This is a genomic window from Pseudomonas corni (genome assembly GCF_057128765.1).
Window position 1 is genome coordinate 265820 of record NZ_JBSKHW010000001.1, and the last position, 23931, is coordinate 289750.

Annotated in this window: 22 protein-coding genes; 12 read left to right on the forward strand and 10 right to left on the reverse strand. The window is 59.0% G+C overall.

Features of this window, described 5'->3' with window-relative positions:
• Positions 1-139 precede the first annotated feature (139 nt).
• From ACWKV9_RS01150 to ACWKV9_RS01175, 6 genes are all read left to right on the forward strand, one after another.
• The gene (locus ACWKV9_RS01150; protein WP_483834255.1) at positions 140-1777 is read left to right on the forward strand and encodes a 5-guanidino-2-oxopentanoate decarboxylase; all 1638 of its coding nucleotides are present in this window, start codon (positions 140-142) and stop codon (positions 1775-1777) included.
• On the forward strand, positions 1774-3246 hold the full coding sequence (locus ACWKV9_RS01155; RefSeq protein WP_483834256.1) for an aldehyde dehydrogenase family protein: 1473 nt from the start codon (positions 1774-1776) through the stop codon (positions 3244-3246). Before ACWKV9_RS01150 ends, ACWKV9_RS01155 begins: the two co-directional genes overlap by 4 nt.
• 207 nt (positions 3247-3453) lie before the next feature.
• Positions 3454-4557, forward strand: coding sequence for an ABC transporter substrate-binding protein (locus ACWKV9_RS01160; protein ID WP_483834257.1), 1104 nt, complete (start codon positions 3454-3456; stop codon positions 4555-4557).
• Positions 4558-4730: 173 nt separating this feature from the next.
• Positions 4731-5639: an ABC transporter permease gene (locus tag ACWKV9_RS01165; RefSeq protein WP_483834258.1), complete on the forward strand. Its 909-nt coding sequence runs from the start codon at positions 4731-4733 to the stop codon at positions 5637-5639.
• On the forward strand, positions 5636-6481 hold the full coding sequence (locus tag ACWKV9_RS01170; RefSeq protein ID WP_483834259.1) for an ABC transporter permease: 846 nt from the start codon (positions 5636-5638) through the stop codon (positions 6479-6481). The genes ACWKV9_RS01165 and ACWKV9_RS01170 overlap by 4 nt, the downstream gene beginning before the upstream one ends.
• A 15-nt stretch (positions 6482-6496) precedes the next feature.
• The gene (locus ACWKV9_RS01175; protein WP_483834260.1) at positions 6497-7552 is read left to right on the forward strand and encodes an ABC transporter ATP-binding protein; all 1056 of its coding nucleotides are present in this window, start codon (positions 6497-6499) and stop codon (positions 7550-7552) included.
• Here ACWKV9_RS01175 and ACWKV9_RS01180 read toward each other — a convergent pair whose 3' ends face one another.
• On the reverse strand, positions 7553-8440 hold the full coding sequence (locus ACWKV9_RS01180) for an AraC family transcriptional regulator (RefSeq protein ID WP_483834711.1): 888 nt from the start codon (positions 8438-8440) through the stop codon (positions 7553-7555).
• A 397-nt stretch (positions 8441-8837) separates the two neighbouring features.
• Here ACWKV9_RS01180 and ACWKV9_RS01185 point away from each other — a divergent pair, with 397 nt between their 5' ends.
• Together ACWKV9_RS01185 and ACWKV9_RS01190 are read left to right on the forward strand one after the other, a co-directional pair.
• On the forward strand, positions 8838-9191 hold the full coding sequence (locus tag ACWKV9_RS01185) for an antibiotic biosynthesis monooxygenase family protein (RefSeq protein ID WP_483834261.1): 354 nt from the start codon (positions 8838-8840) through the stop codon (positions 9189-9191).
• A 176-nt stretch (positions 9192-9367) separates the two neighbouring features.
• Positions 9368-9607: a hypothetical protein gene (locus ACWKV9_RS01190; protein ID WP_483834262.1), complete on the forward strand. Its 240-nt coding sequence runs from the start codon at positions 9368-9370 to the stop codon at positions 9605-9607.
• Here the strand turns inward: ACWKV9_RS01190 and ACWKV9_RS01195 are convergent, their stop codons facing one another.
• The 8 genes from ACWKV9_RS01195 to ACWKV9_RS01230 form a co-directional block, all read right to left on the reverse strand.
• Positions 9608-10231: a flavin reductase family protein gene (locus tag ACWKV9_RS01195; RefSeq protein ID WP_483834263.1), complete on the reverse strand. Its 624-nt coding sequence runs from the start codon at positions 10229-10231 to the stop codon at positions 9608-9610.
• Between the two features lie 192 nt (positions 10232-10423).
• Complete coding sequence (locus tag ACWKV9_RS01200; protein WP_483834712.1) at positions 10424-10903, reverse strand: hypothetical protein; 480 nt, start codon at positions 10901-10903, stop codon at positions 10424-10426.
• Between the two features lie 403 nt (positions 10904-11306).
• Complete coding sequence (locus ACWKV9_RS01205) at positions 11307-11771, reverse strand: hypothetical protein (protein ID WP_483834264.1); 465 nt, start codon at positions 11769-11771, stop codon at positions 11307-11309.
• A 224-nt stretch (positions 11772-11995) separates the two neighbouring features.
• Positions 11996-13318 carry an MFS transporter gene (locus ACWKV9_RS01210; RefSeq protein ID WP_483834265.1) on the reverse strand — a complete coding sequence of 441 codons (1323 nt, stop codon included), beginning with the start codon at positions 13316-13318 and terminating at the stop codon, positions 11996-11998.
• Positions 13319-13596: 278 nt separating this feature from the next.
• Positions 13597-14925 (reverse strand): sigma-54-dependent transcriptional regulator, encoded by a 1329-nt coding sequence (locus ACWKV9_RS01215; RefSeq protein ID WP_483834266.1) that lies wholly within the window; start codon positions 14923-14925, stop codon positions 13597-13599.
• Complete coding sequence (locus tag ACWKV9_RS01220; protein ID WP_483834267.1) at positions 14919-16694, reverse strand: ATP-binding protein; 1776 nt, start codon at positions 16692-16694, stop codon at positions 14919-14921. Before ACWKV9_RS01220 ends, ACWKV9_RS01215 begins: the two co-directional genes overlap by 7 nt.
• A gap of 131 nt (positions 16695-16825) precedes the next feature.
• Positions 16826-19120, reverse strand: a complete 2295-nt coding sequence (bglX, locus tag ACWKV9_RS01225) for a beta-glucosidase BglX (RefSeq protein WP_483834268.1) — start codon at positions 19118-19120, stop codon at positions 16826-16828.
• Between the two features lie 10 nt (positions 19121-19130).
• Positions 19131-19406: a hypothetical protein gene (locus tag ACWKV9_RS01230; RefSeq protein ID WP_483834269.1), complete on the reverse strand. Its 276-nt coding sequence runs from the start codon at positions 19404-19406 to the stop codon at positions 19131-19133.
• A 52-nt stretch (positions 19407-19458) separates the two neighbouring features.
• On the opposite strand from ACWKV9_RS01230, the gene ACWKV9_RS01235 reads away from it, so the two are divergent.
• The 4 genes from ACWKV9_RS01235 to ACWKV9_RS01250 all read left to right on the forward strand — a co-directional run bounded on the left by ACWKV9_RS01235 (position 19459) and on the right by ACWKV9_RS01250 (position 22838).
• Positions 19459-20028 (forward strand): LemA family protein, encoded by a 570-nt coding sequence (locus tag ACWKV9_RS01235; protein ID WP_483834713.1) that lies wholly within the window; start codon positions 19459-19461, stop codon positions 20026-20028.
• Positions 20028-20798: a TPM domain-containing protein gene (locus ACWKV9_RS01240; RefSeq protein WP_483834270.1), complete on the forward strand. Its 771-nt coding sequence runs from the start codon at positions 20028-20030 to the stop codon at positions 20796-20798. Before ACWKV9_RS01235 ends, ACWKV9_RS01240 begins: the two co-directional genes overlap by 1 nt.
• Positions 20799-20823: 25 nt before the next feature.
• Complete coding sequence (locus ACWKV9_RS01245) at positions 20824-21441, forward strand: TPM domain-containing protein (protein ID WP_483834271.1); 618 nt, start codon at positions 20824-20826, stop codon at positions 21439-21441.
• Between the two features lie 182 nt (positions 21442-21623).
• Positions 21624-22838: a class I SAM-dependent methyltransferase gene (locus tag ACWKV9_RS01250; RefSeq protein ID WP_483834272.1), complete on the forward strand. Its 1215-nt coding sequence runs from the start codon at positions 21624-21626 to the stop codon at positions 22836-22838.
• On the opposite strand, the gene ACWKV9_RS01255 is transcribed toward ACWKV9_RS01250, so the two are convergent.
• Positions 22835-23731: a DMT family transporter gene (locus tag ACWKV9_RS01255; protein ID WP_483834714.1), complete on the reverse strand. Its 897-nt coding sequence runs from the start codon at positions 23729-23731 to the stop codon at positions 22835-22837. The genes ACWKV9_RS01250 and ACWKV9_RS01255 overlap by 4 nt on opposite strands.
• Positions 23732-23931: the final 200 nt, after the last annotated feature.

A 23931-nucleotide genomic window follows, 5' to 3' on the forward strand; every position in this document is an offset into this window, starting at 1 on the left:
CATGACATTTTTTGCGTTGTCACAGATATGGCTGCACGGTTCCAATGATCCTCACTGCTGTTGGTTCTTCGCCTGCGCGTTGAGGACATTCAAACGGCCCCCACTTTTGAGCGACACCCGAGAATAAGGACTCAGAGAAATGGCAACCTGCGGCGAAGTATTGGTGAAATTGCTCGAAGGCTACGGCGTCGAACAGGTGTTCGGAATCCCCGGCGTACACACCGTTGAGCTGTATCGCGGGCTGGCCAGCTCAAGCATCAACCACGTCACCCCGCGCCATGAGCAGGGCGCAGGCTTTATGGCCGATGGTTATGCGCGCACCAGCGGCAAGCCGGGCGTGTGTTTCATCATCACCGGGCCGGGGATGACCAATATCACCACGGCCATGGGCCAGGCCTATGCCGATTCGATCCCGATGCTGGTGATCTCCAGCGTGCAATCGCGCAATCAACTGGGCGGCGGTCGCGGCAAGCTGCATGAGTTGCCAGCCCAGGGCGCGTTGGTGGCGGGCGTTGCCGCGTTTTCCCACACGCTGATGTCGGCCAAAGAATTGCCGGGAGTGCTGGCCCGCGCTTTTGCGCTGTTTCAGGCCGGGCGCCCACGCCCCGTGCACATCGAAATCCCGCTGGACGTGCTGGTCGAAAACGCCGACGACCTTCTCGACAGCGAGCCCGTCTGCATCACTCGCGCAGGTCCCGCGCCTGCCGCGATCAAGCAGATGAGCGCCTTGCTCGCGAGCGCCAAACGCCCGCTGATTCTGGCCGGTGGCGGCGCGATCGATGCCGCTGCGGCGTTGACTCAATTGGCCGAGCGGCTTGAGGCCCCGGTTGCGCTGACCATCAATGCCAAAGGCATGCTCCCTTCCCATCATCCGTTGCTGATTGGCTCGACCCAGTCCCTGGACCCCACCCGCGAGCTGATCGAAGCCGCCGATGTGGTGCTCGCCATTGGCACCGAATTGGCCGAAACCGACTACGACATCACTTTTCAGGGTCACTTCAAGATCCCTGGCACCTTGCTGCGCATCGACATCGATCCTGACCAGACCGTGCGCAACTTCCCGCCGAAAGTGGCGTTGGTGTCCGACTCCCGCACTGCCGCAGAAGCGTTGGTCGAGGCGCTGGCCCACGAACAGTTGGCGCCACGCAGCGATGATTGGGGGCAAAAGCGCGCCGCAGCAATGCGCGCCACCCTGGATGCATCGTGGGACGAAGCGACACGCGGCCAGACGCTGTTTCTGAAAGCCGTGCTGGAGGTGCTGCCGAACGTCGTTCTGGTGGGCGATTCAACGCAACCGGTCTACACCGGCAACCTCACGCTGGACCTCGATCACCCGCGCCGCTGGTTCAACTCGTCCACTGGTTACGGGACGCTGGGCTATGCCTTGCCTGCTGCAGTGGGCGCTTGGCTCGGCAGCCAGGACAAAGGCGAGCGCAATCCGGTGGCCTGTTTGATTGGCGATGGCGGGCTGCAATTCACCCTGTCCGAACTCGCCAGCGCGGTGGAGGCGCGTACGCCGATCATCGTCCTTTTGTGGAATAACCAGGGCTATGAAGAGATTAAGAAGTACATGGTCAACCGCGCTATCGAGCCGGTGGGCGTGGACATCTACACCCCGGATTTTATCGGCGTCGCCAAAGCACTGGGCTGCGCCGCCGAAGCGATCAGCAGCGTCGGGCAGCTCAAGGCGGCGCTCAACGCAGCCAATGACCGCCAAGGCCCTACCGTGATCGAAATCGATCAGCGCAACTGGATGAATGGATTAAATGCATCGTGAGTGAAGCCACTGTTTTGAACCGCGCTTTAAATCAGGTGCTGGCCGGTCTGTACATCAACGGGCAATGGCGCTCGGGTAACGAGCCGCTGCTGGTGATCAATCCGGCGACCGAGGAGCGACTGGCTACGGTAGCGGGCGGCGATTACGACGCGGTTGATCTGGCGGTGCATGCAGCCAGTGCTGCCCTCTCGGGCTGGTCGACGACCCCAGCGACCGAGCGGGCGAAGATTTTGCGCTCGATTGCCAGCGGTGTAGCGGCGCGCCGTGAGGTGCTGATGCAGCTGCAATCGAGCAACAACGGCAAACCCGGTTTTGAAGCGGCCATTGATGTTGACGATGTGATCGCGACCTTCGAGTACTACGCCGGATTGGCTGACCAGTTGGATGCTCAACAAAATCGCCCGGTCGACTTGCCCAGCGATGAGTTTTCAGCGCATCTGCGTCGCGAGCCCTGTGGTGTGGTCGGGTTGATCGTGCCGTGGAATTTCCCGATGGTCACCACCGCCTGGAAACTCGCCCCCGCGCTGGCCGCCGGTTGCTGCGTGGTGCTCAAGCCGTCTGAAGTCACGCCGCTGGCTGAACTGGAACTGGCGTGGATCATTGGCGAAAGCGGTCTCCCCGCTGGCGTTTTCAACCTGGTGTGTGGCACCGGACTGGTAGTCGGCGCACCGCTGTCGGGCCATCGCGGGCTGGCGAAAATCTCGTTTACCGGGAGTAATGCCGTGGGCGTGCAAGTCATGCAGCGTGCGGCGGAAACAGTCAAAGGCGTGAGCCTGGAGTTGGGCGGCAAGTCCTCGCTGATCGTGCTCAAAGACGCCGACCTGGCGCTTGCGGTGGAACTTGCCAGCGGCGGCGGTTTTTTCAACGCCGGACAGATGTGCTCGGCCACCAGTCGAGTGTTGGTGGCCCAGGAGTTGATCGAGCCGTTCTTAAAGGCCCTCGTCGCCAAAGCTCGTTCGATCAAAGTGTGCGGGCCGCTGGAAGACGGCGCCGAAATGGGTCCGCTGGTCAATAAAGCTCAATATCAGCGTGTCCTGCGCCATATCGACGCCGGGAAAAAGGCTGGCGCACGCCTGTTATGCGGCGGCGAGCGTCCTGATGATCAGCCGTTGGGCTTCTTTTTACGGCCTGCTGTCTTCACTGATGTGCCCTTGGACAGTGCGTTGTGGCGCGAGGAGATCTTTGGTCCGGTGTTGTGTGTGCGCTCTTTTTCCACCGAAGCGGAGGCGATTGCCTTGGGCAACGACAGCGAATTTGGGCTGGTGGCGAGCGTAGTCGGCCGCGACGCAAACGCAACCGGACGAGTCGCCAACGCGCTACAGGCGGGGCTCGTGTGGATCAATGCGCCGCAGGTGATTTTCCCGCAGACGGCTTGGGGCGGTTACAAACAAAGCAGCCTCGGCCGGGAGCTTGGCCCTTGGGGTTTGCAGGCTTTTCAGGAAATAAAACACGTCGTTCGGGCCCTCTGAACTGCTCTCAAATGGCCCACGCATGCCTCGCGAGAAGGCATGCGCGGGGCACATGGCTTCAATGAAAAACTTTCGATTGTTGAGGGTGGTCCGCCCCCGCAGGATGACTCCGCCGACTCGCTGAACGGCCCGGAGCACGGGCGCTGCAGCACAGTCCGGATGTGCGACTTCCCTCCAACCTGCAGCCGAAAAACAATGGAGTCCAACGTGGACAAACATGATCTGAACAGAAGGCAATTCATCAAGGCCGTGGGCATTGCATCGGTGGGCGCCGCAGCCCTGTCCATGCCCTTCATCCGGGCAAGCGCAAGCGACACCAAATTCCAGGGCAAAACCCTGCGTCTGTTGACCTGGTCCGACGACACCGGCCTTGCTGCGTTGCGCAATATCGCGGCCACCTTCGAAGCCAAGACGGGCGCCAAGGTGATTGCCGACCGTACCGGCAGCACTTCGGAAATGGTCGCCAAACTTAAAGCCGGTGGCGATCGTCCGCAGTACGACATCATCACGCTGGCCGGTGTCGGCGCCGAAGGCCTGGCCGCAGCAGGTTTGCTGGAAAAGCCGGACCTCAACCGCATTCCCAACATCAAGGATGTCCCGGAGAAATACCAGACCGGCGCCAACGGTCACGGCATCGGATACCTGCTTTGGTGCAACAGCCTGGTCTACAGCACCCGCACCGTGAAAGAAGCACCCGACAGCTACGCCGCCTTGTGGGACAAGGACATGGCACCGAACATCTTCCTGCCGCCGCCAAACTGGACCGAGGCCATGGACCTGATCATCATCGCCGCGAAACTGGCCGGTGGTGACGAGCACAACATTGAGCCGGGTTTCAAAAAGCTGGCCGAGTTGAAAGACCGAGTGGTGACCTTGGGCGAAAACCCGAACCAGATTGCCGAGCTGTTCCGCACGGGTTCCCTGGACATGGGCGGCCTGTACGCGCCAGCGTTTTTCCCGAAACAGATTCGCGATCCGAACTATGGCCTGGGCGCCACCTTTGGCATGAAGGAAGGCTTCTACACCGATTTGATGCAGTCGGTGATGCCGAAAAATCGCCCTGGCGATACGGATCTTGCCTACGCGTTCCTAGACCACTCTCTGGACCCGGTGGTGCAGGGCAAGATGGCCGAAGACATCTATAACGGCCCGGTCAACTCCAAGGCGGTTATCTCCGCCGAAGCGCGCAAGAGCCCTTACATCCTTACGCCCGAGCAGATCGCCGACAAAGCGATCATGCACGACAACGCGTTTCTGGCGACCGTGCATGAAGAGTGGATTCGTCGGTATACCGAGATTTTTTCTTCCTGATTGTTGAGCCTCAAGGCGTTGGCCAGATGGAATCTATCGTCTGGGCTGCCGCCTCGTGAATAAATTCGCTCCTACAGAAGATCGCGTTGCTCTGTAGGAGAGAATTTATTCGCGAGAGGATTTAACAGGCAGGTAACGAGTTCCTGACACACCGCTAACCCAGGATCACCACCATGGAACAACAACCCATAACAACCCAGGTCGTGACGCCACTTTCGCCACGCGCCCGGTCGATGTCCGTTACCGCCCGCGCCTGGCTGTTTCTCACGCCGTCGATGCTGTTTCTCGCCGTGCTGATCATCGCCAGCTTGCTGGTGCTGCGCATGAGCGTCGGCACCAAAGGCGCGGAATGGACCGGTTTCAGCCTCGCCAGTTACGCCCAGCTGTTTGAACCCTATTACCTGAAATCGCTGCTGCTGACCCTGCGTCTGGCGCTGATCAGTGCGGTCATTGCGGTGATCCTCGCGATCCCGGTCGGCTACACCATGGCCCGCCTGCAATCCCCCTTCATTAGGCGCATTTTTCTCGCGGCGGTGCTGCTGCCGTTGCTGGTCAATCTGCTGCTGCAAAGCTACGGCTGGCTGGTGATACTCGGCCCGGCAGGCATGCTCAATCAAGCGCTCAAAGGCCTGGGCCTGATCACCCGTCCGGTGATGATGCTCTACAACCAGAACGGCGTATTGATGGGCCTGGTGCAAACCGCTTTCCCTCTCGCAGTGCTGCCGATTGCCAGCGCCATGCGTGGGGTTTCGCGCAGTTATGAAGAAGCGGCGGCCACCTTGGGCGCCAGCCGATTCCAGATCTTTCGTCAGGTGATTCTGCCGATGAGCCTGCCGGGGATCATCACCGGCGCGACATTGGTATTTGCCTACAACGCTAGCAGCTTTGTCGTACCGCTTTTGCTTGGCGGTCGTCGCGTGCCGATGCTGGCAGTGATGGTCCACGACCAGATTGCGCCACTGATGAACTGGCCTGCCGCATCAGCCGCCGGTGTGGTGTTGATCGTCACGACGCTTGCGATCATGACCTTGTCGGAATTCGTCGTCGGCCGCCGTCGGCGCATGCTGGAGACTTCGCAATGAAAACGCTTTTGCGCTCCCAACCGCTATTGCCGGGAGAAACCGGCCGTTTCGCTGCGATTCTGTCCGGGGTCATCCTATTCCTGGCCGTGACGCCGATCCTGACAATGATCGTGATGTCGTTCAGCGGCGCGTCGAATCTGGATTTTCCGCCGGCCAGTTACAGCCTGCAGTGGTACAAGGCCGCGTGGCAGACCATCGTTTCGCCGGATTCCAGTGACGTGCTCAGTCTGGGCAAAGCCATGGGCACCAGTTTGCTCGTGGCGTGCCTGACCATGATCTTCGCCACGCTGATTGCTGTGCCTGCGTCCTATGCGCTGACCCGCTGTGAGTTCAAAGGTAAAGCCGTTGCAATGCAATTGATGTCGCTGCCGCTGGTATTCCCGATGGTGGTGCTGGGGTTGGCGTTGCTGCTGGTGTTCGACAGCCTGCCGTTCCATCTGGATACCTCGCGGCTGGTCATCGCCCACGTGATTCTGGCCTTGCCCTTCGTCATAAAAAACTGCACTGCGGCGATGACCAACATTGGCAGCGAAGTCGAGGAGGCTGCGCAAATGCTCGGCGCCTCCCCGACCCGCGCGATCATTGATGTGGTGGTGCCGCTGATGAAATCCGGGATTCTCGCCGGGATGCTGCTGGCCTTCATCGTCTCGTTCAACGAGTTCACGGTGACTTATTTTCTCTACAACATCGACGTGATGACCGTGCCGATCTGGATGTACAGCCGCACGGTTTCCTCTCTTGATCCCACCGTTTTCTCGTTCGCCGTGCTGATCGTGCTTATCGACTTCGTCCTGATCTGGGCGCTGGAGAAGCTGGTCGGTGAAGGTGGCGTTTCGTTCTGAATTGAGGCTTGAACCATGACCGGACTGATTCTGGAAAACGTCGAAAAATACTACGGCTCGGCCTGCGCCGTGACCGACGTCAATCTGCACCTGCCTCAAGGCAAGCTGGTGTGTTTCCTCGGGCCTTCGGGCTGCGGCAAGACCACTTTGCTGCGCATGATCGCCGGACTGGAAACCCTGACCAGCGGCGAGATTCGTCTGGATGGCGAAGACGTCAGCCATACGCCAGCGCATCAGCGCAATTTCGGCATGGTCTTTCAATCGCTGGCGCTGTTTCCGCACATGACGGTGGGCGAAAACATCGCCTATCCGCTGAAGCTGCGCGGCGTCGACAAGGCAGCGCAAAAGGCCCGGGTGAGCGAGTTGCTGGAGCTGATTCAATTGCAGCAAATGATCGATCGCCCGGTGGCAAAACTCTCTGGCGGACAGCGTCAGCGTGTCGCCATCGCCCGCGCCATCGCTTCGCACCCCAAGCTGTTGCTGTTGGATGAGCCGCTGTCGGCGCTGGACGCCAAATTGCGTGAATCGATGCAAGTGGAAATCCGCCAACTGCAACAACGGCTGAACATCACCACCATTCTGGTGACCCACGATCAGCGCGAAGCCATGACCATGGCCGACATCGTGGTGGTGCTGGGGGAGCATAAAGTGCAGCAGGTCGGCACGCCGATCGAGATCTATCGCAACCCGGCCAACGCCTTTGTGGCGGACTTCATTGGTTCGGGGAACATCTTCCCGGCGCGGGCGTTGGGCAACGGTCGGGTCGCATTGCCCGGCGGCGAAGCGATTGAAGTGCCGATATGTGACTCGGTTCAGATCGGCACCGACATCAAAATGCTGGTGCGCCCGGAAGATGTGCAGCTGTCGCATCCACAAGCTGTTGAAGGTAATCGCCTGACGGGCACCGTGACCTTCGTGCGCGACATTGGCGCGACCATTGAAACCACGGTCGATTGTGGCGGCGTGTCATTCACGGCGCTGAGCACACCCAATCAAAGTGTGGGCCTGAGCATCGGTCATCCGGTGTCGATCACCCTGCCGCAAGAGGCATGTCGCGTGCTAGGCGCCTGATCAAACGGTCTTGCGCAGGCGCGCCAGGTCCCGCAACGGCGGCGCGCCGAATAGCCGACTGTATTCGCGGCTGAATTGCGATGGACTCTCGTAACCCACTTTGTAACCTGCGGCGGACGCTTCCAGTCCGTCGTTGAGCATCAGCCGACGGGCTTCCTGCAAGCGCAGCTGCTTCTGGTATTGCAGCGGGCTCATCGCCGTCACCGCCTTGAAGCGATGGTGCAGGGTCGAGACGCTCAGGTTCACTTCTTTGGCCAGTTCATCAATGCGCAGTGGTTGCTGAAAGTGTTCGTTCAGCCATTTGATCGCCTGGGTCACGCGATGGGTCTGGCAGTTAGTAATGGCGATTTCATACAAGCGATGCCCCTGCTGTCCACGCAATAAGCGGTAAAGAATCTCGCGGTGGATCAACGGAGCCAGCATGGGGATGTCTTTGGGGTTGTCGAGCAAGCGAATCAGGCGGATGACCGCATCGAGCAGCGTAGTGTCGATGCGCTCAACGTAAAGCCCGCGCCCGCTGGGTCGCGCCGGCACGCTCATGGGCCCGGCTTCGGCGATCAGCGCGTTGATCTCGATGGGGTCGATGTCAATGCGCATGGCCAGGTGCGGCTCATCTTCGGAGGCGTGCACGATCTTGCCGCTGATGGGCATCGCCACCGACAGGACCAGGTAATTGAGCGGGTCGTAGGTGAAGTAGGCGTCACCCAGCTTCACGTCTTTGGTGCCCTGAGCCATGATGCACAGCGCAGGCTGAACCAGGGTCGGGATCGATTGGGTCGGGAAGTCGTGACGCACCATATGCAGCGATTTGATCGCGGTCTGATGGCTGCCTTCACCCTTGGCGTAGCGCCGGATCAGGTCCGTCAACTCTTCGCGTTGCTGCTGCATGTGCGCGGTGAGCTCAGGCAGAACCGGGTCGTCGATAGAAACGCTGGGGCTGGCTGATTGCGCCATGGGTAAATCCTCTGACAAGCTTTCGATGGGGCATAGCTTATTTTTGTGCAAGCAACGGCGTTAGGCGAATCCTGCCGGATGATTGCCTGATTCTGTCGTGGCTTTGATGACGAGGCAATGAAATGCCCCACGGGCTTACCGCATTTGCTTAAAAGTCCTGACCGGGCGGAGCAGGCTTTTGGCGTACTGTTCGCGGTTGGAACGACACTGGCGCAGGATCAGGCAAGAACGGCGCAGTAATCGGCTAACGAGGTCTTGCGCCCTGCCGCTAATCTGCTGTCCTGCCGCAAGCGCTAACTGCTTTCACGCGGCTGATCAAAGGAGTGCAGACATGTCCAGATCTTCCGTCGTGAGCCACCACGTTGCCGCCCGAGCAAGTGCAGGACGCAGCGAACAGTTGGGTGCCGCTTTGAGCCCGTTGATTGCGTCGGCATCTGTCGCGCCGGGTTGCCTGCATTTTGCGCTGCAACGATCAATGACCGACGCCGAGGTGTGGGTGATCAGCGGAACGTGGGCAGGGGAACAGGCGATGAATGCCTGGTTTTGCTCCCCAGACCTGACCGTTTTCTCCGATCTGGTGGTTGGGCGAGTGGTCACTCACTTTGATTTTCAGACGTTCGTCAGTGTGAGTGCGGGTGAGGCTGAGGCGGCTTATGCCTTGCCGTTGGAAAGGAAGGCCGGATGAATTGGCGATTCGGCGGCTGATGACTTATGGATTCTGGTCGCTGTTTGTGTAGGAGCCAACTTGTTGGCGAGCCTTTTTCCGCTGTTACCCCGCGCAGCCGTCTCGCGAACAAGTTCGCTCCTACAGACTGAGCCAGTTTAGAATCCCCGCTTTCACTTTAAGCAGGGCCCAAATCGATGGCACGCAAAGAATTCCAGCATTTCGAAGCCGTTTCTGCGGCGTCCCCCGGCGAAGACGGCTACAGCGCTGCAATTGCGGTTAAAGGCCTGGGCGCTGGCGGCGCACCGACGTTTCATCGCGTCCTGCAAGACCAGAAATTCAAAACCGCGCTGGAAGCCGATCAAGCCGCTGTCGAGGAACTTGAGCGGCTGATCGACGTGACGCCAGAAGGCGAATTGATGTTCGCCCAGGACTGATCAGACTTTGGGGCGATACATTTTGAACAGCGATTCAGGGCCCAACTGGAAGTAGTCAGCCGGGCCACCGCCGCGCAGGATAGGCTCGCCTGCGGCGGTGTCGTAAATCCCGTCCTTGAGCAAGCGCTTGGCGATATGCACCGCCACCACTTCCCCCATGATCAGCCAGCTTGGCACCAGCGCCTTGTCAGCGCGTTGCAGCTGAATGATCTGCGTGACCTTGCATTCGAACGCCACCGGCGTTTCCTTCACCCTCGGCACCGAGACAATGCGCGATGGCTCGGCGGTCAACCCGGCCAGATCAAACTCATTTACGTCAGAAGCAACCGCCGCGCAGCTTTGGTTCATCTGTTCGGCCAGCGGGCGCGTGGCCAGGTTCCAGACAAACTCGCCGGTCTGCTCGATGTTGTTCAGGCTGTCTTTGCGGCCGATGCTGCAAAATCCAATGATGGGCGGGATGTAGTTGAAGGCGTTGAAAAAGCTGTAGGGCGCCAGATTGAGTCTGCCCTGAGCATCGTGGGACGAGATCCAGCCAATAGGGCGCGGACCGACGATGGCATTGAAAGGATCGTGGGGAAGGCCATGGCCGTTGGCGGGTTCGTAGAAATGGATATCGTCTGACATGGCGCGTTTCCTGAAAAAGCTGATAAACGACGGTCTGGAAGAATGAAGGTCGTCATAGTGCAAGGCATTGGCGACGGATTCCAGAGCTGTTTGGCTATCTGCATTCAGAACGTTGCGCTGAAACCCTTGCCTCAGAAACGATCAAGCCCGGCAAGAGCCGGGCTAGTGGGGAACACAACCTGAAGCCAGATGTTAGCTGACGCGGTTGTTACCAACACGGTCTGCACCATCAGCGGCCAAACGGTTTGCACCGATGTGGTCAGCGCCGTCAGCAGCCTGACGATTGTTGCCTACGCGGTCAGCGCCATCAGCTGCCAGACGGTTGGCACCGATGTGGTCAGCGCCATCAGCAGCTTGACGATTGTTGCCTACGCGGTCAGCGCCATCAGCAGCCAGACGGTTAGCACCGATGTGGTCAGCGCCGTCAGCAGCTTGACGATTGTTGCCTACGCGGTCAGCGCCATCAGCGGCCAGACGGTTAGCACCGATATGGTCAGCGCCATCAGAAGCCTGACGATAAGTGCCAGTGTGCGAAGCGTTAGTGTGGGAAGAACCGCCTTCAGCAACAACAGTTGCGTTCAGAGCAGACTGAGCATCAGTAGTTGGCAGAGCGAAAGCGCTCGATGCCAGAATTGAAAGAGTAAGGCCAAAAATCAGTTTGTTAGTTTTCATAATGTTTGCTCCAGCAAAGTTAAATAATTTGTTAACTCGGTATGGAGCTAAGTCTACGCGCGCAAAGATTAAGTAGAAGTTAACAAGGTTGCTAGCGAACATCGTTGAAAATGATAGTTGGCTGCAGCGCCCGGTTTTAAAGCGCTTCAGCGGAATTTGTTCCACGTTGGGGCAATTCTTGTCGGTAGTGACAAATATTGCCATTGACAGGTTTTTGATTCTATGATTCTAGTGGTTTTTGCTGAGCAGCCGCTATGAGGGTTATCCAGATTTTCAAAGGCTCTATCTTGGATCTGCGGTCGAGCGATTTGGCGCTAGCCCTTATGTTTGGGCTGTGGAAGGCGTTTTTGGCAGACAAAATTAAGCCCGGCAAAAGCCGGGCTGGGGAAGAGCCGGCGATAAATCAGCTCAGGCGATTTGCACCAACACGGTCCGCACCATCAGCAGCAACACGATTTGCACCTACGCGGTCGGCGCCATCAGCAGCAACACGATTTGCACCTACGCGGTCGGCGCCATCAGCAGCAACGCGGTTTGCACCTACACGGTCGGCGCCATCAGCAGCAACGCGGTTTGCACCTACGCGGTCAGCACCATCAGCAGCAACGCGGTTTGCACCTACACGGTCGGCGCCATCAGCAGCAACGCGGTTTGCACCTACACGGTCCGCACCATCAGCCGCAACGCGGTTAGCGCCTACGCGGTCGGCGCCGTCAGCAGCAACGCGGCCGATGTTAGTGTGGGACGAACCATTTTCAGCAACAATCGGTGCGTTGGTTTGTTGAGTAGCTTCAACACTAGGAAGTGCAAAAGCGCTACTAGCAAGAATCGAGAACGCCAGGCCGAAGATCAATTTGTTAGTTTTCATGGTAGTTGCTCCAGATCGATTAGTTAGTGTGTAACTCGGTATGGAGTTAACTTTACTCGGCTCTGGATTATTAAAAAGTCAATCGCATTGGTAGCGATCATCGCTGAAATTGATACTGCAAAAAGCGGTCGGCAATTCAGTCACTTAGCTGCCATGGCAGTGAAAAAAAGGGCAGCTCACTGGCGTGGCTGCCCCGGGTTTTGCGCAGGCAACGGCGGTTTCGGTCAGTCGGTTTCGATCCGCGAGTGCTTGCGGGTGTCCTTCATGAAGACGTAAACCAGCAGCGAACAAGCGATGCAGGCGGTCACGTACCAGTAATAGCCGGTCTCCATGCCGATGCTTTTGAACCACAGCGCAATGTATTCAGCCGTGCCGCCGAAGATCGACACGGTCAGCGCGTAGGGCAGGCCAACACCCAAGGCGCGGATCTCGGTAGGGAACAGTTCGGCTTTCACTACTGCGTTGATCGAGGTGTAGCCGCTGACAATGATCAACGCCGCCATGATCAGGAAGAACGCACCCCACCAGCTCTGCACGGTGTGCAGCGTGGTCAGGATCGGCACCGTGCAGAGCGTGCCCAATACCCCGAACGCGATCAGGATCGGTCGACGCCCGATCTTATCCGACAACGCGCCCACCACCGGTTGCAGCAGCATGAACAGAAACAGCGTGGCCGCCGAAATGCTGGTGGAGTCGGTGATGCTCATGCCGACGGTGTTCACCAGGTATTTCTGCATGTAAGTGGTGTAGGTGTAGAAAGCCAGCGTACCGCCCATGGTCAGGCCGACCACGGTCATCAGCTCTTTGGGATGACGCATCAATGTGCGCATCAAGCTTTCTTTTGGTTTGTCTTTCTTGCGGGTGAACGACTCGGTTTCCTCCATGCCGCGACGCAGGAACAGCGCGACCACTGCACACAACGCGCCGATGCCGAACGGGATGCGCCAGCCCCACGAGGTCAGTTGTTCAGTGGTCAGGGTTTGCTGGAGCACGATCAGTACCGCCAGCGCGATGAGCTGCCCGGAGATCAGCGTCACGTACTGGAAGCTGGAGAAGAAGCCACGACGCTCTTTGGTCGCCATCTCGCTGAGATAGGTGGCCGATGTGCCGTACTCCCCGCCTACCGACAGGCCCTGAAGCAAGCGGGCGAAGACCAGCAGGATGGGCGCGCCGACGCCGATGGTTTCGTAACCGGGGGTGAGGGCGATGATCAACGAGCCGAAGCACATCAACAGCACCGAGGCCATCAATGCGGCTTTGCGACCTTTGCGGTCGGCGTACAGCCCCATCAGCCAGCCGCCAATCGGGCGCATCAGGAAGCCGACGGCGAAGATTGCAGCGGTGTTGAGCAGTTGTGCGGTGGTATCGCCCTTGGGGAAGAAGACTTTGGCGAAGTAGAGAGAGAAGGCGGCATAGACGTACCAGTCGTACCACTCGACCATGTTGCCGACGGAGCCACTGAAAATGGATTTCAAACGGCTTTTGGTGGTTTTTTCGGTGACCGGCGTGGCAGCCGACCCTTTTGACAGAGAGTTGGGGATGTCCATGGGGTTCCTGCTATTCATTGTTTTTAGAGGGAGCGCAAATGCGGTCTGACTGAACTGATAGCAGGAGCTGTGCCAGCGGGGAGAGGGTTGATTTAGAGGGCTTACAGCAGAATTATGAGCGGGAATCCGCTCATGAGCTGAGAAGTGGTGAGCGGATTTCCGCTGATCTGTTCCCTGTAGGAGCGCGCTTGCCCGCGATTGCGGTGCATCTGTCTTATTGAAGGCGACTGACACGACGCATCGCGGGCAAGCGCGCTCCTACAAAGAGACGCGGCAGGTCAATCCAGAAACATCTCGCGCAACAACCCGTGGCGCTGCATCTTTTCATTGAGCGTGCGGCGCGGCAGTTGCAACTCGTTGAGCACTGCTTTGACATCGCCCTTGTGCCGGGTCAGTGCCGATCGCAGGCAATGGGCCTCGAACGACTCCTGCTGAGCTGCAAGGGATTGGCTCTTGGGCTCCTCCAACGGGGCAGGATTATCCAGACCCAGCACCAGCCGCTCCGCCGCGTTCGCCAGTTCCCGGACATTGCCCGGCCAGTCGTGGCTAAGCAAATGGCTTAGCTGCGCACCGCTAAGTACGGGCGCGTTACGGCCCAGGCGTTGCGCCGCCGCCTGCGCGAAATGGCTGAACAGAGAGGGAATGTCCTCGCGCCGCTCGCGTACCGGTGGCAGACGTAATTCGGCCACATTCAAGCGATACGCCAGATCTTCGCGAAAACGCCCGGCGCGAGCCTCCTCCAGCAGATCCGGTTTGGTCGCTGCGATGATCCGCAGGTCCACAGTGATGCTCTGGTTCGAGCCCAGCCGCTCAAGCTGACGGTCCTGAATCACCCGCAGCAGCTTGACCTGCTGCGCCAGGGGCATGCTTTCGATTTCGTCCAAGAACAACGTGCCGCCATGGGCGTATTCCAGCTTGCCGATGCGCTTGCCTTGCGCCCCGGTGAATGCGCCACTTTCATGCCCGAACAGCTCGGCCTCGAACAACTGTTCAGGTATTGCCGCACAATTGAGCGCCACGAACGGTTTTCCTACACGTGGGCCAAAATCATGCAGACAGCGGGCGACCATTTCCTTGCCGCTTCCGGTTTCGCCACGGATCACCACATTGACCGGGAGCGGCGCCAGATCCAGCACTTGGCGGCGCAGCGTCTGCATCCCGGCAGACACCCCGATCAACGTCGCGTCCAGCTTGCTTCTGATATCGGCGCGTTCATGCAGCCGACGGTTTTCAAGGACCAGCGAGCGCTTCTCAAGGGCGCGCCGCAGGCTGCTCATCAGCGTTTCGGGGGTGAAGGGTTTCTCCAGAAAGTCGTAGGCGCCGTCACGCATGGCATCTACTGCCATCGGGACGTCGCCATGCCCGGTCAGCATAATGACCGGCAAATCAGCGTCCAGCGATTGCAGCTGCGTTAATAGCGCCAAGCCTCCCATGCCCGGCATGCGCACGTCGCTCAACACGACTCCAGGGAAATGCTCCGGCAAGGACGTCAGGCAGTCTTCGGCCCGGCAGTAAACCTGCACGTTGAACCCGGACAACGTCAGCCATTGCTCTACGGCTTCGCGTATGGGCGCTTCGTCGTCGACCACGATCACCGAGTTCAGCATGGCGTTTCAGTCTCCGCATTGGGCAGGCAAAAGGAAAATTCCGCGCCAGCGCCTTGGGCTTCAGGGCTTTGAGCGAGATTGCTTACGCTCAGACGACCGCCCAGCTCATGGACGATGGCATAGGACACCGCAAGCCCCAGCCCAAGGCCGTCGCCCACAGGCTTAGTGGTAAAGAACGGATCGAACACACTCCCCAGATGCGCTTCGTCAATCCCGCCGCCGTTGTCGCTGACACTCAAACGCCATGTGTCATCCCGCGGGTCGATGCGTATCTCCAGGCGCTTGAGCGGTTTATCGCTCATGGCGTCCAGCGCGTTACGCAGCAGATTGATCAGCACTTGTTCCAGGCGAATGGCATCGCCGCGCACCCAGGCGGGCCGCGTCAGGTTCAGGACGCAACTGACGCGCTCATCACGCAACCGCGCATCCATCAGCAACAGCGCCTGATCGACCACGGCGGCCAGGTCAAGGCGCTCACGCAGGCCACTCGGGCTTTTGCGGGCGAAGGTTTTCAGGTGCCCGGTGAGTGCTGCCATGCGCGTCAATTGTTGATCGAGCAACTGCAGCGCCTTGTAAGCGTCATCCACGCGGCCATGGTCCAGCAGCAGACGCAGGGTCGCCAGTTGCATGCGTTGCGCGGTCAATGGCTGATTGATTTCGTGGGCCAGCGCAGCGGACATCTGCCCCAGCGCTGCCAGTTTGGTGGATTGCACCAAGCCATCCTGAGCGGTGCGTAAGTCTCGGGTACGCTCTTCCACCAATTGCTCTAGCTCCTCACGACTGCGCTGCCGCAGCCTTGCCAGTCGCCAGCGCTGATACAGAAACAGGCCCAGAAATACCAACGTCAGCCAGATGCCAGCTGCGGCCAACGCGGCATTGCGCGTGTCCTCGGCAGCCAGTTGCGGCTTGCGCAGCAGGTGCAGCGTCCAGCCTTCGGGTGCCAGCGGCAGCGATTGCCAGAGATAGTCGGCGCTGCCCTTCGGCCCTTGCACACGGCTCAAATGGCTGTTGACGCCGAAGGTGTGCAGTGGCTGCTGTTCCAACGGGGTGAGTTGTTGTTTGTCGTATTGGCGCGTCGCAGTCAGCTGCGCGCGGTCTTCATCGCTCAGCGCGTGTAATAACCGATAGCGCCAGCCAGGCTGGTTGGCGATGAAGACGATGCCCTTGGCGTCGCTGACCAGCAACAGGTCGTCGCCCTGCGCCCAATTGTGTTCCAGATCGGGAAACTCAAGCTTGACCACCATCGCGCCCAGAAAACCTCCGTCTGCATCGCGCACGGCATTGGACAGGAAATAACCCGGTATGCCGCTGGTTACGCCAACCGCATAAAAGCGGCCAGTGCCTTGGGCCTGGGTTTGCTGGAAGTACGGACGAAAGCCATAGTTGTTACCGACGTAACTGCTCGGCAAACGCCAATTGCTGGCGGCCACCGCAAGGCCGGTGCGATCGAGCAGTTCGAGGGTCGAGGATTGGGCCGCGCCGTTGATCTGCTCAAGTTTGAGGTTAAGCGCGCGGGTGGTTTGGGCACTGACCGGGCCGCGCAATGCATCACGCAGTTGCGGGTCCAGCGCGAGTACGGCGGGAAGGGCGCGATAGCGCTCAATCAGGGTTTGCAGGGTGTTGGCGTAGAGGAACAATTGGTCACGAGCGCGGTTGGCGTCGTCTTGCAGCGCATGCCGTCGCGCTTGATCCATCGCCAGGCTCGCCGCGATCACGGCGCCCGCGAGGATCAGCGCGGCATACAGAAAGAGGCGGGTAGAGCGCGGCATATAAATGACCTGTCGAAGCCCAATCTGTAGGAGCGCGCTTGCCCGCGATGACGTCGGGAAGTCCCGTACATTTGCGTTGATCAAACAAACGTATCGCGGGCAAGCGCGCTCCTACACGAAGCGGTAAGGGTTTATAGCAACTTGAAACCCGCCTCTTTCACATCCACCGAATCAAGCCCGATCATCACTTTGAAATCACCCAATTCAGCGGCGTATTTCAGTGATGGGTTGAAGAACTTCAAATCTTCTTCGCTCAGGGTAAAGGTCACGACCTTCTCTTCCCCTGGCTGCAGCATGACTTTTTCGAAATTCTTCAGCTCTTTCACCGGACGGCTGATCGAGGCCGCGAGATCGCGCAGGTAAAGCTGAACCACCGTAGCGCCCGCCACTTTGCCGGTGTTCTTGACGGTAACGCTGGCGGTCAGTTTGTCCTTGCGGGTCATCGTGCTGTTGGACAGCTTGATGTCCGAAACGCTGAACTGGGTGTAGCTCAGGCCATAACCGAAGGGGAACAGCGGGCTGGTCGGCTCTTCGAAGTAGTTGGAGGTGTAGTTCGAGTCGTTGACGCGGTAAGGACGGCCTGTGTTCAGGTGGTTGTAGTACGACGGCACTTGGCCCACCGAGCGCGGGAAGGTCATTGCCAGCTTGCCCGACGGGTTGTAATCGCCGAACAGCACGTCGGCCAGCGCATTGCCGCCTTCGGTGCCCAGGAACCAGCTTTCGACCATCGCGTCACCCATGCCGTTTTCCTGACCGAGGGCCAGTGGCCGCCCGTTCATCAGAACCAGCACCAACGGCTTACCGGTGGCTTTGAGAGCTTTGATCAGATCGCGCTGGCGACCCGGAATCACGATGTCCACGCGGCTTGCGGCTTCATGGGACATGTTGCGCGACTCGCCCACCACCGCGACGATCACGTCCGATTGCTGCGCGACCTTTACTGCTTCATCGATCATTTCCTGAGCAGGACGCGGATCGACACCGATCTTGTCGTCCATGTTGTTCAGATAATTGATTGCTTCCTGGTTGTCGGTGACGTTGGCGCCTACCGCAAATACCAGCTTGGCTTTGTCGCCCACTGCATTGGCCAGACCGTCGTAGGCGCTAACGGTTTGACGAGCCAGACCAGCCGCCGACCAACTGCCCATCATGTCCATCGAGCTTTTGGCCAGCGGACCGATAACGGCGATGGTGCCTTGCTTCTTGAGCGGCAGGGTGTCGTTGGTGTTTTTCAGCAGCACGATGCTTTTGCGCGCAACGTCGCGAGCGGCATCGCGGTGCAGGCGGCTTTCGGCGTTGCGATCGATCGGATCATTGGCGGCGTCGCCGATGCGCAGGAACGGGCTGGCAAACAGGCCCATCTCCCATTTCGCGCCCAGCACTTCGCGCACTGCGTTGTCGACGTCCTTGACCGACACTTCGCCAGTCTTGACCAGATCCGGCAATTCTTCGCCGTAGGCTTTGTCATTCATGCTCAAGTCGACGCCGGCCTTGATGGCCAGCTTCGCCGCCTCGCGGAAGTCTTTGGCGATGCCATGGTCGATCAATTCCTTGATCGCGCCGTGGTCACTGATCGTCACGCCCTTGAAGCCCCACTCCTTGCGCAGCACATCCTGCAACAGCCACGCATTGGCGGTGGCGGGTACGCCGTTGATCGAGTTAAGCGCGACCATCACGCCGCCAGCTCCCGCGTCGATTGAAGCGCGGTAGGGCGGCAGATAATCCTGGCGCATGCGTGTCGGGCTCATGTCCACGGTGTTGTAGTCGCGACCGCCTTCGACTGCGCCATAAAGGGCGAAATGCTTGACGGCGGCCATGATGCTGTCCGGCGCCTGGGTGCTGTTACCCTGGAAAGCGCGAGTGATGGTGCTGGAAATGCGCGACACCAGATAGGTGTCTTCGCCGAACCCTTCGGAACTGCGGCCCCAGCGGGCGTCGCGGGTGATGTCGACCATCGGCGCGAACGTCATGTCCAAACCGTCTGCTGCGGCTTCAATCGCCGAAATTCGGCCAGTCTGGGTAATGGCATCCATGTCCCAGCTCGCGGCGAGGCCCAGGCTGATCGGAAAAATGGTGCGTTGGCCGTGAACTACGTCGAAGGCGAAGAACATCGGGATCTTCATGCGGCTGTGGGCGACCGCGGCGTTCTGCATGTCACGGTTGTCGGGTAATACGACGGAGTTGAAGGTGCCGCCGATTCGGCCAGCGGCGATTTCCTTGAGAATGGCCGCCTTGGGCATTTCCGGCCCGATACTGATAAGACGCAGCTGCCCGATTTTTTCATCGAGGGTCATCTGTTTCATCAGATTGGAGATGAAGGCATTTTTAGCCTGCAACTTCGAACCATCGTTTGCTTCAGTGCTGGCGGCGAGCACAGATTGACTGGCCAGACCGATGAAAAGACCCAGTAAACACAGCTTATTCATGAATAATTTCTCAAGGCGTTGTCCGGCAACTTTCGCGTAATACCGGGCGGCCAATATGTTCGGCTTTCAAACCTTTGGCTTTTATTGTCATCAGGACGAAGCAGTCGCTGAACTCTTGATGCCGAAAGGGTATCTGTAGCGCAGCGAGTTTTATCTGATTGCGGCTTAGCAATCCAGCACCCTGACAGCGTGTTGGGGCGAGATTATGCCGGGGAACGTCTGATTTGGCTAAAGTCATATCAGGCAGGAAGACACCTTCATCACCGAAAGGGAGCAACAAGGCCATGCAATTCCAACGCTGCGAGCAGTTTCGAGGTCATCGTTACAAATTGTCACTAATGCTGTTGATGGTGATGAGCACGTTCCTCGCCGGGTGCGGCATCAACAATATTCCGACATACGACGAACAGGTGAAGGCCGCATGGGCGCAGGTGCAGAACCAGTATCAACGCCGCGCTGACCTGATTCCCAACCTGGTAGAAACCGTTAAGGGCTACGCCAAGCAAGAGCAAGACACGCTGACGGCGGTGATCGAGGCGCGGGCCAAGGCGACGTCGATTCAGGTCGATGCTTCTACGCTCAACGACCCAGCCAAACTCAAGCAGTTTCAGGATGCGCAGGGTCAGTTGACCGGTGCGTTGAGCCGCTTGATGGTGGTGTCCGAGCGTTATCCGGATCTCAAGTCCAACCAGAACTTCCTTGCTCTACAGTCTCAACTGGAAGGCACGGAAAATCGCATTGCCGTCGCGCGCAAGGATTTCATCGCTTCGGTTGAACGCTACAACACCGAAATTCGTACCTTTCCGGGTCGCCTCTGGCACACCGTGATGTACAGCGATTTGCCGATCCGTCCTAACTTCGAAGCCACTGCCGCCGATGCGGATAAAGCTCCGCAAGTGAAATTCTGATGCGCGCGCTGCGACGGGTCATGCAGTTCGCCGCGTTATGGGTGTGTGCGGTCGGCACTGTGTTGCCCGCGCACGCCGCTTTGAATTTTCCGCCGTTGACCGGGCAAGTGGTCGACACTGCCGACATGCTCGATGCCGCGAGCGAAGAACATCTGTCACAGATGCTCAAAGCCCATCAGCAACTGACCACCGAGCAGGTTGTGGTGGTCACGGTGCCCAATCTTCAGGGCACCAGCATCGAGGATTATGGCTATCAACTCGGGCGCCATTGGGGGATCGGGCAGAAGGACAAGGACAACGGCGCGCTGCTCATTGTCGCCAAGGACGATCGCAAGGTCCGGCTGGAAGTTGGCTACGGACTGGAGGAGCGCCTGACCGATGCGCAGTCTTCGGTGATCATCAACCAAATCATTACACCGGCTTTCAAGCAGGGTGATTTCGTTGGCGGCATTACCAAGGGCACTGAGGCGATGGTGCAGGTACTGGGCGGCGATCCGCTGGCCGAACCTGCCGCGGGTGCGACGGGCAGCGCTGAATCCTCAAGCTCAATGTTCCAAAGCCTGGCCTTTCTGATCATTCTGGTGATCTTCATCTTCCTTAACATGCGAGGCGGTCGTGGCGGGCGCGGCGGCTCGGGCGGCGGTGGTTTTATTACCGGCGCAGTTTTGGGCAGCCTGGGTTCGCGCGGTGGCGGTGGCGGTTCCGGAGGCGGCGGATTCAGCGGCGGCGGTGGCAGTTTTGGTGGCGGTGGCGCGTCCGGTAGTTGGTAATTGATCGCTCAACAGGGATTGGCAGATGTCGCTACTTAATGAAGAAGAACAACGGCAGGTCGCTCAGGCGATCGATCGGGTAGAGCGCACCACCGACGCGGAGCTTGTGACGGTGTTGGCGGCGTCGGCGGATGATTACGCCTACGTGCCGTTGATATGGGCTGGCGTGGTGGCGTTGCTGCTGCCGGGGCTGATCAATCTATTTGTCGGCTGGCTGGATGCCAATCAGCTGCTGATGGCGCAAATCGGCACGTTCATCGTGGTCGCGCTGATTTGCCGTTTGCCGGCAGTGACCAGCCATCTGGTGCCCGAAGACGTTCGGCACTGGCGCGCAGGCAATCTGGCGCGTCGGCAGTTTCTGGAGCAGAACCTGCACAAGACCGTGGGCGGCACCGGGGTACTGATTTTTGTCAGCGAGGCCGAGCGATACGTCGAAATCCTGGTTGATCACGGCATCTCACATCGCGTTGATGATCTGGTCTGGCGGGCGATGGTGGACGTCTTCACTCAACATGTCAGGGACGGCAAGACGCTTGAAGGGTTTCTGGGCTGCATTCAGGCCTGTGGCCAATTGCTCAGCGAACACGTGCCAGTGACCCAAGGGCGCAATGAGTTGCCCAATCGGTTGATCGTGCTGGATTGATGCGCTCCCCTGTAGGAGCCAACTTGTTGGCGAGGCGGTTAACCCGGCGTGTCAGGTACGTCGCCTCGCGAACAAGTTCGCTCCTACAGATAAAGCGGTGTTCCCTGTAATTAAACCTACCCCATCCGCACAACCCGCCTAAAATACCCGCCTCGCATTTTCAGCTTCCGAGGCTCCACCCGATGTCCGTCATTGCACCCAACGCCCAGCCCGCGCCGGATCACCGTGCTCAGTTCCTGGGCCTGCTTGATACCTGCCTGACGCAAAACTCGCTCATCAAGCTGGTGCTGGCCAAATACGTCGGCGTCGAGGCGGAGCTGCAACGGGTGATCATCAAGCCGCTGACGGTCAAGGATCAGCCGTGTCTGTCCTTCGTTTATCGCTACAAGACCCGCGACATCACCAAAAACTACCCTCTTGTCGAAGCGCAGGAGCTGATCGCCAGCCTGCTGCCTGAATCCTTCAAGAACGCCCACCTGCTTTCGCTCACTGACGAAGTGCAGCTGGAATTCAGCAAAAAGGGCAAAAGCACGCTGTTTCGCAACAAGTCCCAGCAGCAGCGAGAAGCGCCGTCGGCCGAGCATGATCGCGAGAAGAAGCGCTACCTGGAGCTGACCCGGCCATTCCTCACCGATCTGGGCGTGACCAATAAGCAGCACGAACTGATCCCGGCCATGTCACGCAAGTGGAAGCAGATCAACAAGTTCATCGAAGTGTTTTCCCACGCCCTGACGTCGTCGCCGATCAAACTCGACCAACCCATTACCGTTGCCGACTTCGGTTCGGGAAAGGGCTACCTGACCTTCGCGATTCACGATTACCTGCGTAATACGTTGCAGGCGCAGGGCGAGGTCACCGGCGTTGAGCTGCGTGAAGACATGGTCACGCTGTGCAACAACGCTGCCGCGCATCTGGAGCATCCAGGCCTGGTGTTCAAGCATGGCGACGTGCGTTCGGTAGCGCCCAGCGAGCTGGACGTGATGATCGCGCTGCACGCGTGCGACATCGCTACCGACTACGCGATTCACACCGGCATCCGCTCAGGTGCGTCGATCATCATGTGTTCGCCGTGCTGCCACAAACAGATCCGCTTGCAGATCCAGAGCCCGACCTTGCTTCGCCCGATGCTGCAATATGGTTTGCACATGGGCCAGCAGGCCGAGATGGTCACCGACGCCCTGCGCGCGTTGCTGCTCGAAGCCTGCGGTTACGAGACCAAGGTGTTCGAGTTCATCTCGCTGGAACACACCAACAAGAACAAAATGATTTTGGCGGTCAAGCGCGCCGCGCCTGCTGATCCCGCCGAGTTGCTGGCGAAAATTGAGGAACTGAAGACCTTTTACGGGATTCAGGAGCAGTGCCTGGAAACACTGCTCCGTGCGGATGCGCTGATCTAGATCGAGGTGCTGACTGGCTTGGGCGCAATGACGGCAGTCTTGCGGCCCAACATCACAGTGAAGATGACGCCAGCAGCGAACAGCCAGGTGATCGGGTCGATGTGTTCACCAAAGAACAGCGCCGAGAAGGCCATGGTGAAAAAGATCTGCACCAGCTGGATCTGACTCACCCGCGCAATGCCGCCCATGGCCAGGCCGGCATACCAGGCAAAAAAGCCAATGAATTGCGAGAAGATCGAGACGTAGCCGAACGCCCACCAGGCGCCTATGGAAATCGGACCTTGATGCTGGGACGCTAGATAGATCACAGGCCCCAGCAAAATCGGACTCGACAGCACCAAGGCCCAACAAATCACCTGCCAGCCGCCCATCTGCTTTGCCAGTCGCCCGCCTTCGGCATAGCCCAGACCGCCCAGCGCAATGGCGGCGAACATCCAGATGTCTCCCGCCTGAATATTTCCGGCCCCGCTAATCAACGCGTAGCCCAGCACCAATGCGCTGCCCAATGCAGCGCAAGCCCAAAAGGCTTTTGAAGGACGCTCGTGAGACAGCCACGCGGCGTAAAGCGCTACCAATAAAGGCTGTAGGCCATTGACCAATGCGCCGTGGGACGCGGGCAGGGTTTTCATCGCCCAGGCCGACAACACCGGGAAACCGACAATCACCCCCAGCGCCACCACCATCAATGCCTTGAACTGCGGCCAGGTCGGCCACTTCTCGCGTTTCCACAACAACAGCGCTGCAGCAGGAATTGCCGCGAGCAACGCCCGGCCCAGGCCGTTGAGCAGCGGATGAACTTCCTGCACCACGATGCGGGTCATGGGCAGCGTCAGGCTGAAGATCACCACCCCGATCAATCCGAGGATCATTCCGGTGTTTTCGCGAGAGGACATCATGGAGCGTGCCTTGTTGTTATGGGTAGGAAACGGGCGCCCATCTAGCCATAAATTGGCGGCGCGGCTGCTTTACAGCTAGCGACAGATTTATCCGTACACTTTGCAGGCGGCGTTACCGTTGGCGTAAGCGCGGCTCAAAGAGGTTTCATATTTGGCCAGTTGAAGTTGGTTCGAAACTTGAATGCAACCTGACTGCA

What these genes read in the sequence shown, in the direction of transcription:
- ACWKV9_RS01240 (WP_483834270.1), top strand. Translation starts at nt 20,028, where the DNA reads ATGCGCGCGCTGCGACGGGTCATGCAGTTCGCCGCGTTATGGGTGTGT.
- ACWKV9_RS01245 (WP_483834271.1), top strand. Translation starts at nt 20,824, where the DNA reads ATGTCGCTACTTAATGAAGAAGAACAACGGCAGGTCGCTCAGGCGATC.
- ACWKV9_RS01195 (WP_483834263.1), bottom strand. Translation starts at nt 10,231, where the DNA reads ATGTCAGACGATATCCATTTCTACGAACCCGCCAACGGCCATGGCCTT.
- ACWKV9_RS01205 (WP_483834264.1), bottom strand. Translation starts at nt 11,771, where the DNA reads ATGAAAACTAACAAATTGATCTTCGGCCTGGCGTTCTCGATTCTTGCT.
- ACWKV9_RS01235 (WP_483834713.1), top strand. Translation starts at nt 19,459, where the DNA reads ATGCTGTTGATGGTGATGAGCACGTTCCTCGCCGGGTGCGGCATCAAC.
- ACWKV9_RS01190 (WP_483834262.1), top strand. Translation starts at nt 9,368, where the DNA reads ATGGCACGCAAAGAATTCCAGCATTTCGAAGCCGTTTCTGCGGCGTCC.
- ACWKV9_RS01200 (WP_483834712.1), bottom strand. Translation starts at nt 10,903, where the DNA reads ATGAAAACTAACAAACTGATTTTTGGCCTTACTCTTTCAATTCTGGCA.
- ACWKV9_RS01170 (WP_483834259.1), top strand. Translation starts at nt 5,636, where the DNA reads ATGAAAACGCTTTTGCGCTCCCAACCGCTATTGCCGGGAGAAACCGGC.
- ACWKV9_RS01255 (WP_483834714.1), bottom strand. Translation starts at nt 23,731, where the DNA reads ATGTCCTCTCGCGAAAACACCGGAATGATCCTCGGATTGATCGGGGTG.
- ACWKV9_RS01150 (WP_483834255.1), top strand. Translation starts at nt 140, where the DNA reads ATGGCAACCTGCGGCGAAGTATTGGTGAAATTGCTCGAAGGCTACGGC.
- ACWKV9_RS01210 (WP_483834265.1), bottom strand. Translation starts at nt 13,318, where the DNA reads ATGGACATCCCCAACTCTCTGTCAAAAGGGTCGGCTGCCACGCCGGTC.
- ACWKV9_RS01220 (WP_483834267.1), bottom strand. Translation starts at nt 16,694, where the DNA reads ATGCCGCGCTCTACCCGCCTCTTTCTGTATGCCGCGCTGATCCTCGCG.
- ACWKV9_RS01215 (WP_483834266.1), bottom strand. Translation starts at nt 14,925, where the DNA reads ATGCTGAACTCGGTGATCGTGGTCGACGACGAAGCGCCCATACGCGAA.
- ACWKV9_RS01165 (WP_483834258.1), top strand. Translation starts at nt 4,731, where the DNA reads ATGGAACAACAACCCATAACAACCCAGGTCGTGACGCCACTTTCGCCA.
- bglX (WP_483834268.1), bottom strand. Translation starts at nt 19,120, where the DNA reads ATGAATAAGCTGTGTTTACTGGGTCTTTTCATCGGTCTGGCCAGTCAA.
- ACWKV9_RS01185 (WP_483834261.1), top strand. Translation starts at nt 8,838, where the DNA reads ATGTCCAGATCTTCCGTCGTGAGCCACCACGTTGCCGCCCGAGCAAGT.
- ACWKV9_RS01230 (WP_483834269.1), bottom strand. Translation starts at nt 19,406, where the DNA reads ATGGCCTTGTTGCTCCCTTTCGGTGATGAAGGTGTCTTCCTGCCTGAT.
- ACWKV9_RS01180 (WP_483834711.1), bottom strand. Translation starts at nt 8,440, where the DNA reads ATGCAGCAGCAACGCGAAGAGTTGACGGACCTGATCCGGCGCTACGCC.
- ACWKV9_RS01175 (WP_483834260.1), top strand. Translation starts at nt 6,497, where the DNA reads ATGACCGGACTGATTCTGGAAAACGTCGAAAAATACTACGGCTCGGCC.
- ACWKV9_RS01250 (WP_483834272.1), top strand. Translation starts at nt 21,624, where the DNA reads ATGTCCGTCATTGCACCCAACGCCCAGCCCGCGCCGGATCACCGTGCT.